Source organism: Nostoc sp. UHCC 0251, assembly GCF_034932245.1.
Classification (GTDB): domain Bacteria; phylum Cyanobacteriota; class Cyanobacteriia; order Cyanobacteriales; family Nostocaceae; genus Nostoc.
In genome coordinates this window covers 1-17,098 of the sequence record NZ_JAYGHD010000372.1, presented here as the reverse complement: position 1 = coordinate 17,098, position 17,098 = coordinate 1, and the positions used below count along the sequence as shown (strand labels likewise).

Annotated in this window: 10 protein-coding genes; 5 read left to right on the top strand and 5 right to left on the bottom strand. The window is 43.2% G+C overall.

The genetic code is table 11. The annotated features are described in order from the left end of the window. The first annotated feature begins 95 nt into the window (after positions 1-95). The gene (locus tag VB740_RS31450) at positions 96-689 is read left to right on the top strand and encodes a DUF1517 domain-containing protein (RefSeq protein ID WP_323203747.1); all 594 of its coding nucleotides are present in this window, start codon (positions 96-98) and stop codon (positions 687-689) included. A gap of 70 nt (positions 690-759) precedes the next feature. After that, positions 760-1,644: a hypothetical protein gene (locus VB740_RS31445; RefSeq protein ID WP_323203746.1), complete on the top strand. Its 885-nt coding sequence runs from the start codon at positions 760-762 to the stop codon at positions 1,642-1,644. Positions 1,645-1,869: 225 nt separating this feature from the next. On the opposite strand, the gene VB740_RS31440 is transcribed toward VB740_RS31445, so the two are convergent. Continuing rightward, complete coding sequence (locus VB740_RS31440; RefSeq protein WP_323203745.1) at positions 1,870-2,148, bottom strand: hypothetical protein; 279 nt, start codon at positions 2,146-2,148, stop codon at positions 1,870-1,872. 174 nt (positions 2,149-2,322) lie between these two features. Next, a complete protein-coding gene (locus VB740_RS31435; protein ID WP_323203744.1) occupies positions 2,323-4,269 on the bottom strand; it encodes an amino acid transporter in 1,947 nt (648 codons plus the stop codon). Positions 4,270-4,881: 612 nt separating this feature from the next. Here VB740_RS31435 and VB740_RS31430 point away from each other — a divergent pair. Both VB740_RS31430 and recR read left to right on the top strand, forming a co-directional pair. Then, entirely contained in the window at positions 4,882-5,232 is a 351-nt protein-coding gene (locus VB740_RS31430; RefSeq protein WP_229488538.1) for a histidine triad nucleotide-binding protein, read from the top strand. 165 nt (positions 5,233-5,397) lie between these two features. After that, positions 5,398-5,955 carry a recombination mediator RecR gene (recR, locus tag VB740_RS31425; RefSeq protein ID WP_323203743.1) on the top strand — a complete coding sequence of 186 codons (558 nt, stop codon included), beginning with the start codon at positions 5,398-5,400 and terminating at the stop codon, positions 5,953-5,955. A 449-nt stretch (positions 5,956-6,404) separates the two neighbouring features. Here recR and VB740_RS31420 read toward each other — a convergent pair whose 3' ends face one another. Both VB740_RS31420 and VB740_RS31415 read right to left on the bottom strand, forming a co-directional pair. After that, positions 6,405-10,262 (bottom strand): tetratricopeptide repeat protein, encoded by a 3,858-nt coding sequence (locus VB740_RS31420; RefSeq protein ID WP_323203742.1) that lies wholly within the window; start codon positions 10,260-10,262, stop codon positions 6,405-6,407. Positions 10,263-10,460: 198 nt separating this feature from the next. Next, entirely contained in the window at positions 10,461-11,147 is a 687-nt protein-coding gene (locus VB740_RS31415; protein WP_416291017.1) for a hypothetical protein, read from the bottom strand. A gap of 503 nt (positions 11,148-11,650) precedes the next feature. Here VB740_RS31415 and dnaX point away from each other — a divergent pair. Then, positions 11,651-14,989 (top strand): DNA polymerase III subunit gamma/tau, encoded by a 3,339-nt coding sequence (gene dnaX / locus VB740_RS31410; protein WP_323203740.1) that lies wholly within the window; start codon positions 11,651-11,653, stop codon positions 14,987-14,989. Between the two features lie 66 nt (positions 14,990-15,055). Here dnaX and VB740_RS31405 read toward each other — a convergent pair whose 3' ends face one another. Further along, positions 15,056-16,462: a glycosyltransferase family 2 protein gene (locus tag VB740_RS31405; protein ID WP_323203739.1), complete on the bottom strand. Its 1,407-nt coding sequence runs from the start codon at positions 16,460-16,462 to the stop codon at positions 15,056-15,058. Between the last annotated feature and the right edge of the window lie 636 nt (positions 16,463-17,098).

The following is a 17,098-nucleotide window of genomic DNA, read 5'->3' as shown; positions in this document are numbered from 1 at the left end:
TACCATCTTTCCTCCCTCACGGGAATATCCCTGACTTTCCTACCTGGGCAGTTACAACTAATATCTAATTAGGCAAATAAAATTTGGAGGAAAGAATGCGCGATACCTTTAATAGAATGATCGGTCGAACTCGCTATGTAGTATTTCGACTATTTCTGCACTTAGGGGGAGGCGAGGTAGCACCAATTTTGGGAGTATTAAATAGTGCTGGGCGAGATGCGATCGATGCTGATGGTGATTTAGAAGTTTTGGGAGAAGCATTGGTAGAAATTAGCCAAACCCTACTGCAATACGATGAATATTGGCTTTCTGCTGCCAACGAAGGTGATGTATTTTTTGATGAAGGCGAGGCAGGAGATTACGTCAATGAGTTATTTACTGACTCTGCCCAAAGATATCTTAGCGAACCAGATTACAGTTCTGATTCTGGATTGAATGAACCTTTATCTATACCTGTAACCCGCAACGTCATTGTGATGCTTACAGTAGCTTATGAGGGAGAAGTACCAGAATTAGAAACTGATCTTTCTAACGTTCAGGCACTCAAGGAAGGATTGAAAGCATTGATCAATTTGCATTATAAACATAGATTGAAGGCAATCCAAGTGCATTTCTCGCCAGCACAATTAGGCGATGAACTCACTAGCGACCAACTGTTGCAATATTACCCAGAATTGATTCCTTTATAATGTGTTGGGTAGTCCGTACTTACTACTCGCATCGAGAAATTGTTAAGCTCAGAGATAGGACAATAATCCAATGATCATGACCATAGTACGTAAATTTACAGCCGTTTTTTTAGCTCTGAGTTTGTGTATGACAACTGTCGCTTGTGGTGGAGGGAACGAAACTATTCCTCCGGCTAATAACGTTAGCCAAACTTCTACTAACACGAAGTTGAGTGACGGAGAGTATCAAATACAACAAGCTACATATGATGATGCAACTGGTGAATACAGCTTGTTTTTACTTAACAATAAGCCCCCAACCTTTGCAACCGAAAATTTGCAAATGGCACGGTTAACTGATGATGAAATCAAGCAGGGCAAAAAAACCTATCTGAAGGTAGAAAAAGGACAACCGATTTTATATCTAACGGAAGACTTTAAAATCGAATATATCCACAACGTTACCGAGAATAAAGTCAATCCCCAAACAGGACAACAAGAGACTGTTGTAGTCCGTCGAGAAAATAACTTCTGGGCACCATTTGCTGGGTCTGTAGCTGGCAGCTTGGCTGGTCAGGCAATTGGTAGTATGTTGTTTAGACCCCAGTATTATGTACCCCCTGTCTATCAATCAGGACAAGGATTAAGTGGCTTCGGTGGATATGGCGGAAGTTATGGACAAGCAGTTCAAAGCTACCAAAGCCGCTACAATACACAACCCGCAGCCGTGAGAAATCGCACTGCATTCCGCAATACAGGGACAATTAGAAGGTCATATCCGGGTAATTCAACTTTACGCAATGCACCGCGTAGCACTACTGGTAATAACCGTCCTTCTGGTTCTGGTTTTGGTGGTAGTACATTGCAACCCTCTGGCAGAGCCACTTCACCCAGACGTAATTCTGGTAGTAGTTTTGGTAGTGGACGTAGTTCAGCACCCCGCCGCTCAACTGGTTTCGGCAGCAGACGCCGTTAGAAATTCCAAATTCAATAGACATCTGGTGAAAATGAATTGTTTTGACGTTGCATTGCAACGTCTCTACAAGGGTTTCAGGTAACGCATAATTAATTTCTGGAGATGTCTAATAAATAGACTGCCTAAGAAGTGAAGGTAGTATGTTGTATAAAGAAGCCGAAGGGTCAAAAGTCAACCCTCCGGCTTCTCTTTATATATATGCAATTTGTGACGTTCAATTATGAATTATTCGGTCAAATAATATGAAATACTAAATACAAATATTGCTAAGATAACAGGAACCATTTTATTAAAGTCTATTTGCTTTTTTTGAACCATTTCTAAACAAGACATCGGAATCATCAGAGGCCAGAAGATAGTTGTGACCAAAAACATCACAACCGATAAAAATTTATCTTCTGGCGTGGAAGCAGGATGACCCAGCGAAAATATTAACCAATTGGTTAAAAAATAGCACGTCATTAACAAGTAACCAATAGTTAAAGTCAGTTGTATCTGATTCATTGTGAGTACTTCTGAAGTTATCTGAGCTTTACTATAGCCCAATACAGATAACACAGATACTCGTAGGTACACGGCAATGCCTTGTCCTTAGCCAGTACTCATTCAAATGAGAATCGCTATAAATTTTATCTTCCCCTGCTTCCTCTGCCTCCCCTGCCTCCCCTGCCCTCTTCCTCACCCGCCAACATGAACACCAGGGCGTATCTGGGGATTCTTTTCAGCCCGACGGAGTACTTCACGGGTGACCACGGCAATATCACCTTCTCCAAACAAAATAAAACGTAGTAAATATTGTATGGGGTTGCCCTCAACCCAGCCGAAATAGGCATGGGGAATCTTACCTGTTTGGTCACGAATATAGAGTAGTAAAGCTGCGATCGCATTAGGTATTGCTGCACTCTCAGCCCGGAGGATGCGGTAATCACCAACTTGCACCCCTTTGACTTTGATCACATCCGCAAATTCCGAAGCATCTGATATCTGAATTTCTAGAAACAGAATTGGATCGTTGGGTGGAATATGATTGTCTTCGCGTACCTCTTTCTCTTTCATAAAATACTCTAGGACATCACCTGCATTCAATCGATTAGCAATTAGTCGTATTACTCCCTGGCTCTCTTCAGCAAGGAATTGGCTAGCAAGTTCATCAACTTCGATCCGCTCTGCTCGTAGTTCAGTTGAACGCCAAACACGAGAAACTAGCGATGTAAAAATGATCGTACCGATGAAAAATCCAGCGATTCTAATGCCTTCTGGTCTTTCGATGATATTAACAACAGTGGTATATAGAAATAACAGTGTGATAATGCCAAAAACAAGTCTTGCCCGCTTTTGTCTGTGACGGTGGGCTGATAAGGTTACGGCAAAAGCAGCTGAAGTAATTAACACAAGCACACCAGTTGCATAAGCCCCACCTTGAGCTTCCACATTTGCCCGAAAGATAATTGTGACAACAAAAGCGATCGCTGTGTAGACTAACACTAAAGGTCGTGTTGCTCGGGCCCAATTGGGGGCCATGCCATAGCGTGGTAGGTAGCGAGGCACAATATTCAGCAACCCTGCCATTGCAGATGCACCTGCAAACCACAAAATGGAAATAGTACTTAAATCGTAAATTGTGCCAAAGGCATTGCCTAAATGCAGATGTGCGAGATAAGCAAGGGCCCGTCCATTAGCTTTGCCCCCAGATGCAAATTCTGCGGTTGGAATCAGTAGAGTAGTTATAAAGCTGCTGGTAAGCAAAAAGAAGCTCATAATCACAGCAGCACTGGTGAGCAGCTTGCGTGTATTCCGAATCCGCCCCTTGGGATGCTGCGGAGCGCTGTTGGTGCTACCTTTGACCAGAGGCATAACTGTTACACCAGTCTCAAAACCTGATAATCCCAGCGCCAGCTTGGGGAATATGAGCAGAGATATGCCAATAAGTATCAAAGGGTTGGAATGGCGGGTAAAAAGTGCAGTCTGCCAGTTAGCGATCGCTTCTGGGTGAGTTAAAATCTGATACAAACCGACGCTAATCACAATGAAGTTTAACAGCAGATAAACTCCCACCAAAACTACTGCAATCCCAATCGCTTCTCGGAAACCTCTCAAGAAAACTGCGCCTAGTAATACAACTAATATTAGAGTGATTGCGATCGTCTGATTGTGAAGCCAACTTGGGGTAAGTGGATTTTCAATAATATGGGCTGTGGCATCAGCAGCTGACAAGGTAATGGTAATAATAAAGTCAGTTGCCACAAAGCCGAGTAAGCATAGCACAAGTAATTTGCCTTGCCACCAAGGGAGCAAACGCTCTAACATTGCGATCGACCCTTCCCCATGAGGGCTTTCGGCAGCAATACGCCGATAAATTGGCAATGCTCCAAAGAGCGTCAGCAAAACTAGAATTAGGGTAGCTACAGGAGAAAGAGCGCCAGCTGCCAGTGCTGCAATCCCAGGTTGATAGCCAAGGGTTGAGAAATAATCTACACCAGTCAAGCACATCACCTGCCACCAAGGATGTTGGCGATGTGGTTCTTCTTTGCGATAAGGCCCTTCCTTTTCTCCTCGGTCTTCTTCAAGCAACCAGTGGATTAACTGGCTACCGAGCCGTTTTGTTGAAACAATTGATTCAGCCATCAAATACGGTTGTGTTGCAAAAGTTGGCTTTGTGGTTTATGAAAATTTTCAACTATAAAGATATAGCACTATTATTGTAGATTAAGCATACTGTCCAATTTACAAAATAATAGTAGTTTTTCGTAGCCATTTGGCATATCAATATCAATAGACCTCTTGCAATTTATGGTATATAAATAATAAATCTTGTTAAGTATATTTTTTTAATTAACACCTTACGACCTTCAAGCTACATCAGTTATAAAAAAATGGCACTGCTAGGTAAGGTAGGTACGCAATTAAAAAATCTCTCCTAGTAGGTTGTTTTAAAAGCCACGAAAGGAATAATGTTGGTATTCTGTCTTAGTCATTTCGATGTTGTACAAAGTAGCAAACAGGCGAACATTATTCATCTTTTACATAGGCTGGATTTGGATATAATTGAGAATTTTATACTTTCAGTAAGCCTATAAATATTAATAATAACAGATTCTAATTATTGCCTGTATAGTGCTGTTGTACAAATATTATCTATGGAATAATTTATCACAGAAAGGAGTATTTTTTTGTGTAGATGATCTAGTCACCACAATAAACATTTAAAATCTCTAGCAGATGAGTAGGTAGATTGGTATGAGTGAAACTACAGAAACGATTTTCAGCAAAATCATTCGCCGGGAAATTCCCGTTGATATTGTTTATGAAGATGATTTAGCCCTGGCGTTCAAAGACATCCACCCCCAAGCGCCTGTTCACATCCTCGTCATTCCCAAAAAACCCATTCCCACACTAGCTGATGCTGAATCTCAGGATCATGCTCTATTGGGACATCTTTTGTTAACCGCCAAACGTGTTGCAAAAGAAGCTGGACTGGAAAACGGTTATCGAGTTGTCATCAACACTGGTGATGATGGTGGTCAGACAGTCTACCACTTACATCTGCATATTTTAGGAGGACGGCAGTTGAGCTGGCCGCCTGGTTGATAAAACCATAAAACCGGATGAATTGTGTTTCTAGACGCGATTCATCACTAAATCATAAACACTCCCTTCCAAAAGTCTGTAGGAATGTCATCATAGTTAAGGTAAAAACATTCTGGAGATAAGACAACGGTTTACGCACGCCCTTTAGCACGGTTAATTGAGCAATTGCAACGCCTACCGGGAGTTGGCCCCAAATCTGCCCAACGACTGGCTTTGCATATTTTAAAGCGACCAGAAGCAGAAGTAGAAGCTTTGGCACAAGCGCTGATTGAGGCAAAAAAACAGATCGGTTTGTGTTCTGTTTGTTTTCACTTATCTGCTGAACCTGTTTGTGAAATCTGCCGCAATGCCAACCGTGACAACAATATTATCTGTGTTGTAGCAGATCCTCGTGATGTGATTGCACTGGAAAAAACCCGCGAGTACAAAGGCAAATATCACGTTTTGGGTGGGGTGATTTCGCCAATTGATGGAATTGGCCCAGAACAGTTGAATATACTGCCTTTGCAGCGCCGGGTGAGTCAGCAAAAACCCCAAGAAGTGATTCTGGCAATTAGTCCGAGTGTGGAAGGGGAGACAACAACACTGTATATCGGTCAGCTATTGAAACCATTTACCAAGGTGACGCGGATTGCCTTTGGTTTGCCTGTAGGTGGTGATTTGGAGTACGCCGATGAAGTAACACTGGCAAGGGCATTGGAAGGACGCAGGGAGCTAGATTAGGCTTAATTAAATAATTCGTAATTCGTAATGACGCTCCTGCGTCGCTAACGCTACGCTAACGTAATTCGTAATTAAGTTTTGTGATGAGGATTTAACTCCAAGACAAAACTTGCGTGATTTTTGAACCGGGGGACTTAAACCCACGGAACTTGTTAAAGTTTATAAAACAATACGCTTGGGTTAAGCAAAGCGCAACCCAAGCTACTGGTCTATCGCATTAATTGTAATGAGTTCCTAGTAGGCACTGAAATGCTTAAAAATCCAGGACTAAAGTCCTTACTACAAACTTTTTTACCCCTCATAACTAATGCACGCTTCTAACAAGCGGTAAGTTTTATGGCAGGGTCTAAATCCCCGTTGCAAAACTTAATTACGTTAGCGTTCGCGCAGCGTCTCGTAGAGAGGAACGAGCTTCATTACAAATTACGAATTACGAATTACGAATTATTTTAATTTGGTTTACCTGTAATCGTGAATGCTGCCCAGTAGTAAGGATGATTATAAAGATTTTTATCTGATGCCATTTTACTATTTCTATATAGCTGTGTCGCTAAATAAGTTTGAATTCGTAATTCTTCTGGATGCAGATTATTCAAAATATCTTCATACCATTTTGTCAGTTCGCCAGCAGTTAGTTCTTTCAGCCATCGCGTTGCTTCAGCTAAAGCAGTAACTGCTGACTTATTAGGTTGTAATCTTCGATAAAACTCTATCATTACCAAGGCACTAGCTGAAGATTCTACACTCCAAAGGGTACTCACTACATGAGGAACGCCGTGACTCACAAAACCAGTCACTAAACTCACATATTCGCTGCTGATAGTGTAGTTGCTAGTACTTAAATTTTCACAGGCAGATAGAGTAATAAGATTGTAACTTGCTAGATTTTGCTGATAAATTTCATCTAGAGTAAGTCTATCTTCACCTGCTAATGCTAATTCTGACTTTTTAGGTTCAGCCAAATTATTATTTACACGACCCGTAAAATGAAAAATGTTGTAATTATCATACAAGGCATTTTCAACAATACTTCTTGTAGCTTCTGAACCCTGAATTCGTTGGATATTATTGAACATCTGGCTAACAACTTCAGACTCAAGTTTGGCAAATTTAAGTGTGGGATAACCTGTACTCTCAGGATGTTCAACACTGAGCAATAATTTATTTTGCCACTGCCAGATATCTTCAGTTCTTATTGATAAACCTATTTGGGCGCTAGGTAGATAAGTAACGGTGAAATTTGACTCCACATTCGGCAATTCTTCCTGCGATGGGGAAGAAAGATGGAAAAGGGTATGAATGGGTAATCTGTACAAGTCACGGTGAGGAATTAAAACCAGTTGGGTGATCCCTTCGAGTTCCTGTGCAATTGTGGAAATATTCAGGATTTCATACAGCTGCAACAGCTTCTGTTCCATATCAACTCGCCAAGAATGCTGGCTTTTACTTTCTTTGTCTTGGGCCGTGGTGCGATATTCTTGGTATTGTTGATGCCAATCTTCTAGCCAATTTTCAAATTCAATTAGGCGTTGTACTGCTTCGGGGAGAGGTAATTCGTTTAGACGGATAGCGTCTTCTCCTAAAGGTATTACCCCAGTATCTTGCATGGGTGTAAACAGGAGGATTGGTGATGGCGCTTGGTCTTTAAGAATAAATGTTTGTAGGGCGACTGGACTAATATGCCAGTAAATAATTGCTGTTGTGGGATTGAATAGTTGTTGAATTGCCCCATAATGAGGCGAGTAAATATTATCATTCCAGCCATAAAGCAGCCAGTTTAAACAAGCATTTTTGCCTTGTTCGGCAATTTCCCAAGCTTCAACTAAATCACCGGACTCTACGGCTAAATCAACTGCTAATTGATCAAAGCCTGCAAATTTTAAAGCTAGCTGTTTTTTACTTTCGTCTGAGCGAGTTTCTTCACTCAGTAATTGTCGCAATAAATCTGTACCGCGTTGCAGCAATTCTTGAACTTGTGTTGTTTGTCCCAAACCCATCAGCACTTTACTTAGAGATTGCAGAACTTCTAAGTGCAAGTTGGGAAAGTATTCTAGTGTGAGGGTTAACAGCGCCTGATGGTACTCAGATGCGGCTTTGCGCCAATAATCGCGGGGATTGGTATGTTTTTTGCCTTGCTCATAGTAAGTATTAGCGATCGCAAAATGCAATCTACCCCAGCCTTCTGGATGGGTATCTGTCCGTAGATGTTTTAACCCTTCCTCGTAGCTGGCTAATTTTCCTTCGTAGCCGCCCTGTTGTAAGGCGGGATTTATCGCTGTGATACTACTCGACAAGTTCAGCAATGCGTCAGAATCTACTAAATTACCGATCGCAGTTCCCCTACCAATCCAAGCTTCCCAATAATCTTGTTTAATTTGCAAAGCGTTGTCATAACAGGCGATCGCTTCAGTAAATTGTTCTAAATAAAACAGTGCTACTGCCTGATTATACCAAGCTAAGTGGAAGTCGGGTTTAATGGCGATCGCTTGCCGATAGGAGGCGATCGCTTCTTGGCGGCGTCCTAAGTTATCTAACGCTATACCCCGGTTGTACCAAGCTAAGTAGAAGTCAGCTTGAACTGAAAGTGCTTTGTCCCAGGAGGCGATCGCTTCTGACCATCTTCCTAAATTAAACAGCACTACACCCCGGTCTATCCAAACTTCGTGGTACTCTGGGTGAATTTCTAGCGCTCTGTCATAGGATATAATCGCTTCTGCAAATTGTTCGCCGACAGCTAGGGCTATGCCTCGGTGATACCAGTTTTCCTGGTCTTCTGGTTCCAGATGTAGCGCTTGGTCATAACTAGAAATAGCTTCTGGTAGCCAACCTAACTTTAGCAGTGCCAAACCCTTACTAGACCAAGCCTCTTGGTAGTCTGGTTTGATTTCTATGGCTTTGTCAAAAGAAGCGATCGCTTCTTCAAAATATCCTAATTCTCCCAGAGTTCCACCCCGGTTGTACCAAGCTTTGTAGAAGTCGGGTTTCAGTTGTGTGGCAGTTTCGTAAGATGCGATCGCCTCATCAAAACGTTCTAAATGGAACAGCGTCAAGCCTCGGTTAAACCAATATTCTGAGTATTCGGGTTGAAGTGCGATGGCTTGGTCATAAGATGCGATCGCGCCTAACAAATCACCCGTTTTCGCTTGGCTTAGACCTTGGTAAAACCAAGCTTGAGCGTTGGTAATCGGATTATCGCTATGTCGCTCAATAATACCAGGGGAATTACTGCTTTGAACTGCCAAATCCGAAGCAAGTTGCTGGACTAAATTGGTACTTTCATCCAGTCTCACCCACAACTCATCTAGGGTAGAAGCCACATTTGGCTCTAAATTTGTCAAAGTGTTATCCCACGTTGCTTCTGAGTCAGATGTTACTAATTCAGTTCTTTGCCTAGTGGAAACCAGATTTGCTCCAGTTGTAGTTACAATCACCTCCGCTTCATCCCCGAATCTCAGTTCAGCTAATGAGGTGATTGAATCTTCGGCTGGGGGGAGAGGGAAATTTTCGGGGATCGTGGTTTGGGCGTCTTCTCTTTCATACTCCAATACCAGTTCCTCTAAATTCTCGGCTCCTCTTTCCTCAAAAGAGGCATTTTCAGGTGCTGAAGTTGTTGGTTCAACATCTTGCACATCATATTCCCATAACTGTTCACCTAAGCTACGGATTAACTCCTGCCCAGGCGAATTTGGGAGAATTTCCTCATCAGTTGTGATTTCTACGACATCTGGCTCATCATAATCCCATAACTGTTCACCTAAGCTACGAATTAGTTCTTGCCCAGGAGTGGTTTCTATGACATCTGGCTCATCATAATCCCATAAGTCCTCGCCCAAATCGTGACTCAGTTCTTGCCCAGGAGTGGTTTCTGCCACATCGTGCGCCCGATTGTCTTCATACTCTATTTGTGTGGGTGAGTTTTGCATCAACCGGATGCCAATGTCATAAGCAACATCTCCAATTCTGCCAACACCAAGTTCCCCCAATTGCACCATCTTTGTTGCTAAAAGATGATTTGGTGTAGGTGAAGCTAGCAAGCTTTCGCCAAACATCACCAACCAATCTATCCAGCGTTCAGCCGAAATGCGATTTTCTACCCGTTGCAGATACCTCAATGCCCACTGTCGTCCTCGTGCTTGATGCACGCCTTCTAACAATTGGATAAACAATTGTTCCAGATCCGCATTGGTTAGTTCTGGTAGCATCTCCACCAGATTATGTCCTCTCGCACCCTGGAGAGAACTAGTCTGCTTACTTTCAATGAGGCGCTTTAAAAACCTTTTAAGCGACTGCGATATCCGCCTGAGCATCTGCCACACTCTTGGATTTTGTTTTTCTAGATTGTAGCCATCGTTGTGTTAAAAAAATCATCAATTACGTAAAAATCCATTAGATTCGGACAGCGCTTCCGTCGCAAGTTAGCAAAAATTATACCAAACTTCAAGAGCATAGCATTACAACGTTACAATTCCCAGATTTAACTCTTGAGTTTCGACTCTGGGAAGCAGTTAATTTTCTGTTTGCTCTGTAGACGATTGACCAGCAGGATATAATTGATTGATCAATGCCTGGACAAGCACTTGGGGATCGTCTGTCTCAACGGCAAGTTGTTGAGCAATCTGCTGGCGTAAGTTTTCATCCTGCTGTAACATCACAAACAACTCTTCTAGGGTGACAGTTTGATATTCTCCCTCGGGGGGGTTTTCTAGCGCATCTGCTGACTCTGATATTGGATCTGTTGGCTCAGATGGCAAAGACGTGCTGACAACATCTGGCCCCTCATATTCCCAAATCGGTTCACCTTGATTGCGTGTCAACAATTGCATTCCAATACTATAGGCAACATCTCCGATTTCTCCGATGCCCAACTCACCCAGCTGTACTAACCGCGCAGCTATTTCATTATGGGGTGTAGATGAAGCCAGCAATCTATCACCAAAGCGCTTTAACCACTCAACCCAGCGCTCTGTTGGGATACGATGTTCAATATTATGCAACCACTTCCGGGCCCACTCTTCCCCTCGTGCTTGATGTACTCCTTCCAAAAGTTCGTTGAAGAGAAATTCCAGATCCGTATCACTTAAGGGTGGTGCTGGTTGTTTTTGCAAATTCCCCCTAGATTTTGAGGCAGTCTGTTTTCCACCAAACAAGCTCTGAAAAAGCTTTTTGAGCCATTGAAATAGCCGCTTGAGCATCTGCTGCACCATCGAGTTTTGCTTCTCCTAAAATTGTAGCGATCGCACTGGACTATGACGCTAGTTCAGTCAATAAAATGTATAGTTGGGCATTGGGGATTGGGGATTGGGCATGGGGAATGGGGAAAGGGAAAGGGGTAAGGGGTAAGGGGTAAGGTTAAATTTATCCCTTTACCCTTTCCCCTTTAACCTTTTCCCCTGTCCCTCATCTCCCCCTGCTCCCCCTCATCTCCCTGCTCCCTCATCCCCATTCCCCATTTCCAAAAATAGAACAAATGTACTAAATGGTATGCTATAATTCCCATACATTGATGTTGAAATCATAGTAGAGGATAAGCTCTGGTTGCTTGCTTTCCTGAGTGCCAAAATTTACGGCATGAGTTGAGTCTTGGGCTATGGCAACATCGATAAATAAAGCAGGTACGAGAGTTTAAAATAGTTGAATCCTAAACTCGACTCGGTGCTACTAATTAACGTTGAAAGGCATTGAAGTCTATTTTTCCATGTCTTACGAACCCCTGCACCACAAATATCGCCCCAAAAGCTTTGCTGAACTGGTGGGTCAAGAGGCGATCGCCACCACCCTCACGAACGCGATCGGCACATCTAAAATTGCCCCCGCCTATTTATTCACTGGGCCTAGAGGTACGGGGAAAACTTCTAGTGCCCGGATTCTGGCAAAATCCCTTAATTGTCTCAAAAGTGACAAGCCCACTGCTGAACCCTGTGGCGTGTGTGAAGTTTGTCAGGGGATCACCAAGGGGTACGCCTTAGACATAATTGAAATCGACGCTGCTAGTAACACTGGTGTCGATAATATCCGCGAGTTGATTGAAAAAGCCCAGTTTGCGCCTGTGCAGTGTCGCTACAAGGTTTATGTAATCGATGAGTGCTTAACTGGAGATTCTCTAGTTCTGACTGATGAGGGACTTCAAAGAATTGATGATCCCAAAATTAAAGACAAGAAGGTTCTGAGTTACAACGACTCATTAGGTAAGTGGGAATTCAAAAAAGTTGTCAGGTGGTTAGATCAAGGAGAACGGCAAACCCTGGTTATCAAGACAACTAACCGAGAAATTAGATGTACGGATAATCATTTAATTAGGACAAACCAGGGATGGCTACCAGCAAAGGACGTAAAAGAAGGAGTGAAGATACTATCCCCTGTGAATGTGGATGCGGCATCCTCATTTACAAATTTGGTATCGATGGACGCACCCGAAGATTTGTTAGCGGACACCAGTTTAAAGGCAATACATCTGGGCAAAAATCATACGACCTGGAATCTATCCTTAAACAAGCCGAATTACTCCGACCTTTCTGTGCTTGCGGGTGTGGAGAAAAGCTTGATATCCCAACCTTTTTACAAAAAAAGGGCAGAGGAATCATCAGTATCCAGTCTCGCTGGGAAAAACATCCATATAAAAAAGGACACGGAATTTGGGAACTTAGAACAGAAAAGTTCCTTGCAGATGCGTCAGTTATCCAGCCAAATGCACTTGGGCTTATCTACGGAACCTTGCTTGGAGATTGCTCTATCAGTTATCCCAATAAATACAGCAGATTCCCCAGATTGTGTTGGACACACTCAGAAAAGCAGCAAGAATGGTTGGAATACAAAGCCTATCGCCTTCAGGAATTGCGTCCAAAACTGCGAATTACACCTAACAAAGGATACGGAAACATATCAGTTACCTGTAACACAGCGTGTCATCCCCAACTCAAAGATGTCTTGGACATCGTTAAACCAAATAGGGATAAAAAACTCGTCTCTATGGACTGGCTTAATCGGATTACCCCAGAAGGACTTGCTTGGTGGTACATGGATGATGGCTCACTCAGTCTCAGTCCACAAGGAAGTCCACAAATTCAATTGCATACAGAAGGATTCTCCGGCGCAGAAAATCAACTCATCGCCAGTTGGCTTACAGCAATGGGATATTCATCTGCAACAAAATTTTATACCAGAAGTAGTACAGGCAAAACATACCACTACATTCAGATGGGCGCAAGCACCAGTAGAAAATGGCTCGCAGACCTTAAACAATATTCCATCCCCTCGATGGATTACAAGTTTGGAGACAGTCGAATCTGTTCACCTCGCTGGGGTTGAGCGAGTTTATGACATTGAAGTAGTAGATAATCATAATTTTGTGGCAAATGGACTTTTAGTGCATAATTGCCACATGCTCAGTACCCAAGCATTCAACGCGCTACTCAAGACCCTAGAAGAACCACCTAGACACGTGGTTTTTGTATTGGCGACAACAGATCCGCAACGGGTATTGCCAACAATTATTTCGCGCTGTCAAAGGTTTGATTTTAGACGCATTCAGTTAGAAGCGATGGTTAAGCATTTAAGTGCGATCGCATCTAAAGAAAATATTCATATTTCACCCGACGCTGTAACCCTGGTAGGCCAACTTGCTCAGGGAGGGTTACGAGATGCCGAAAGTTTGCTCGACCAATTGGGTTTATTAGCGGGTGAAGTGACACCGGATAGAGTTTGGGATTTGGTGGGAACAGTAAGCGAACAGGACTTGCTGGGACTTTTAAATGCGATCGCTCAAGACAAACCCGAAGCTGTTCTTGACTGTACCCACTACATTTTAGATCGTGGTCGAGAACCCCTAATTCTTCTGCAAAATCTCGCCGCCTTCTACCGCGATTTACTTATTGCTAAAACCGCACCCAATCGCCACGATTTGGTTGCTTGTACTCAGCAAACTTGGGCAGCGCTGGTTGAGTTTGCTCAATACTTCGACATAAGTGTGATTTTGGCAGGACAGCAACACCTCCGAACATCGGAAGTGCAAATTAAAAACAGCACCCAGCCGCGTTTATGGTTAGAAGTAACATTACTAGGATTGTTACCCAGTGCGACGATTCAGCCACAAGCCCCAAGTGTCGCACCGCGAGTTAACACACCTGCTGTATCTCCAAGCTATCCTCCAGCAGCTGTCCAAAATCATCCAGTCTCTTCTTTACCTGTAGCTGAACCGCAAAAAAATCATAATTCTGCAAACAATCATGTAGCGCCTGCCCAAAATCAGCCCGTCACTTCATCTCCCCCACTTGAACGGCAAACAAATCACAATTCTGCTGCTAACTCAGTTTCACCACCAACCCCAGAACCTATAGCTGTTCCTGTATCACCTGCGAACATTGAACCAGTCACTTCAGAAGTTATTGGGGAAGCAGAATATGACTTAACTCAAATTTGGCAACAGGTGCTTGCTAACCTTCAGCCAAAATCAAGGCAAGAAATGCTGCGTCAAATGAGCCAACTCATAGAGTTCGACGGTGTTATAGCTCGAATTGCTATCAAACAGGCATGGTATGACAAGGGAAAATCTTATCTACCGATGATTACGGCAGCTTTCCAGCAGACTTTCCAGCGTGAAATCCAGATAAATATAGAAAAAGGAACTTCTCCAAACTCTACCTCAGCTAAAAAAAATCCTCCGCCGAAAGATTCTAGTCGCGTTCAGCAACCAGCTACTCCCAGTTACAATCAGCAAATTTCGCCTCCAGCGCCATTACCACAGCCAACACCACTAGCACCACTAAAAACTGAGCCGACGGTAAGAAATGGAAATGGGGTAAATGGAAATGAGACAAATGGAAATGGGGCAAATAGAAATGGGATGCAAGCTTTGCCTCCACCGCCAAAACAAACACCCGCACCTGATTGGGAACCTGACGAAGTAGCGATCGCAGCTCAACGTCTAGCAGAATTTTTCAACGGACAAATTATTCGTTTTGCAGATGATTTCCCAGAAATCTCCGATTCTATGGCTACACCTGAATGGGTAGAGGAAGCAGACGTAGATGATGAATAAAAAAATGCAAAATTATTTTTGGTAATTTTGCATTTTTAATTTTTAATTTTTAATTCCCCAAAGGGGCTATTCCCCATTCCCCGTATGCAAGGTTTTCACCCATTTTAGCCGCTTTGGTCTTACCGACATGCGGGCAGTAGTACTGCTCATGACGACTAACCAGTGCAACATATATAAACTGCCACGCAGGGTTTGCACCAGCATTAGAAAATATGTAGAAGGTGAAAATTTCTGGTCTTGACGTATGCGCCTTAGACCTGTATACATCCCTACCATCGACATAGTAACTGACAAGCCTGTGATGGGACTTAACATTGGTGGACGATGACGAGCGATCGCCATTAGTAAATCTGGGACTGCTGCTGTTGGCAAGATATACATAATCAGCATAAAAATCAGCAGATCCCAGCTTTTACGCCCTCCCATGCGGTTTTTGAGAATTAAATCCCAATAATCCAAATAGCGCTGATAACCGCCTTCTGCCCAACGGTTGCGCTGATGCCAAAGTGCGATCGCACTTGTCACTCCTTCTTCTTGCACCGCTGGATGGAAAACACACTCAATATCCCACTTATCCAAATGTAAGCGGATTGTCAAATCCAAATCATCGGTAATGGTTTCCTCGTTCCAGCCACCGCAGCTTTCCAAGGCTGAACGCCGGACAAATTGACCATTTCCTCGCAGTTCGCCGATGCCACCCAGGGCAGTTCGCTGTTGTTGAAACCAGGTATCAAGTGCCATTTCTGCCATTTGACCCTTAGTCCAAAAGTTTGCTTTAGCATTAGCGATCGCTTTTCGCACCTGCACCGCCCCAACATTTTCTCTTTGAAATAAAGGTATTACCTGTTGCAGTAAGTCTGGTGTCACTTGGGCATCAGCATCAAATACTGCGATAATGTCGCCCTTTGTCAGCGGCAATACCTGATTCAACGCCCCCGATTTGCCACCACTAGCTTCTGCTGAACGCCTTAATACTTTCAGTTGATTATGTTTCTGCTCTAGTTCTGCTAATACATGTGGCGTGTTATCACTGCTGTGATCGTCAATAATCCATACTTCGTACTGCCCACCTGGATATTCCAGATTACAAAGATTTTTGACTAATTTAGCAATTACTGCTTCCTCATTTTTCGCAGCCACTAGCACCGATACAGAGGGCAAATCTCCCTGTATTTCTTTTGGATAGCGACGGGATTTTGTAAACACTACCACCAAGGCATGAAATCCTAGAATGGTGGTCAGTCCTAGAATAAATATGGAAGCCCAAGAAACTAAATGTAGAGCGATCGTGCCACTCCAGACAACAGTCAAGACGAGAGCCGCTTTGCGTCTACGACCTTGAAACCGGGGTGTTAGAGACACAGGATCTGCCTCTAACACTGACTCCTCATCTGCTGATAGGTCAGACAACAAGGAGTTGAGCGGATCAAGCTCTTGATAAGAATCTTCTTCGGGCCAGGAATTCGCTGGCATAGGTTAGGTTGCTTGATTCAAAAACCACTATTTGTCTACAGTTAGTAATTTTACGGACAAATATCCCTAAGCTACTTTTCCCGATATTAATCGGAATGGGCAAACTGCAATACCCGCTATCCCTAAGCCAAAAGCCGCTGGGACTAACTTTGTTATCACCGCCACTCTGGGTAATTACCTCGAATTAACCATGTTTGCTACTCTTAGACAGAGGCTTGATTCCTTTGATAGCCACTTGGGCAGGAAGCTTGTAGAATCGGACTTTCTCTAATGAGAATTCCGGTTTGGGCAAAGTAATAGCAAGGTAGTAGCAGCTTGTTGTTGGCAGAAACAGCAATAATAACATCCACAACTTTACAGTGGGGATTTTTTATGTTATTGCTCCATGCTTTGATAAAAGTTAATGCAGCCCTATTCTAACTGAAATTTTAATATTTCTTAGCAGTAACTTCATATATGGGGCATTGGGCATTGGGCATAAGGGATGCAATACGGTTCGGTTAGCTTGTTTACCCTGTGGAGATCCCCCCAACCCCCCTTAAAAAAGCAGGGCTAATTTCCTCATTTACCCCCTTTTTAAGGCAGGGCTGTTTCATTCCCTAAAACAGGTAAAATTGCAAGTGTTGAGGGGATAAA

Coding starts and splice junctions, on each gene's coding strand:
- VB740_RS31435 (WP_323203744.1), bottom strand. CDS start 4,269: ATGGCTGAATCAATTGTTTCAACAAAACGGCTCGGTAGCCAGTTAATC.
- VB740_RS31450 (WP_323203747.1), top strand. CDS start 96: ATGCGCGATACCTTTAATAGAATGATCGGTCGAACTCGCTATGTAGTA.
- VB740_RS31420 (WP_323203742.1), bottom strand. CDS start 10,262: ATGCTCAGGCGGATATCGCAGTCGCTTAAAAGGTTTTTAAAGCGCCTC.
- VB740_RS31445 (WP_323203746.1), top strand. CDS start 760: ATGATCATGACCATAGTACGTAAATTTACAGCCGTTTTTTTAGCTCTG.
- VB740_RS31440 (WP_323203745.1), bottom strand. CDS start 2,148: ATGAATCAGATACAACTGACTTTAACTATTGGTTACTTGTTAATGACG.
- VB740_RS31430 (WP_229488538.1), top strand. CDS start 4,882: ATGAGTGAAACTACAGAAACGATTTTCAGCAAAATCATTCGCCGGGAA.
- VB740_RS31415 (WP_416291017.1), bottom strand. CDS start 11,147: ATGCTCAAGCGGCTATTTCAATGGCTCAAAAAGCTTTTTCAGAGCTTG.
- dnaX (WP_323203740.1), top strand. CDS start 11,651: ATGTCTTACGAACCCCTGCACCACAAATATCGCCCCAAAAGCTTTGCT.
- VB740_RS31405 (WP_323203739.1), bottom strand. CDS start 16,462: ATGCCAGCGAATTCCTGGCCCGAAGAAGATTCTTATCAAGAGCTTGAT.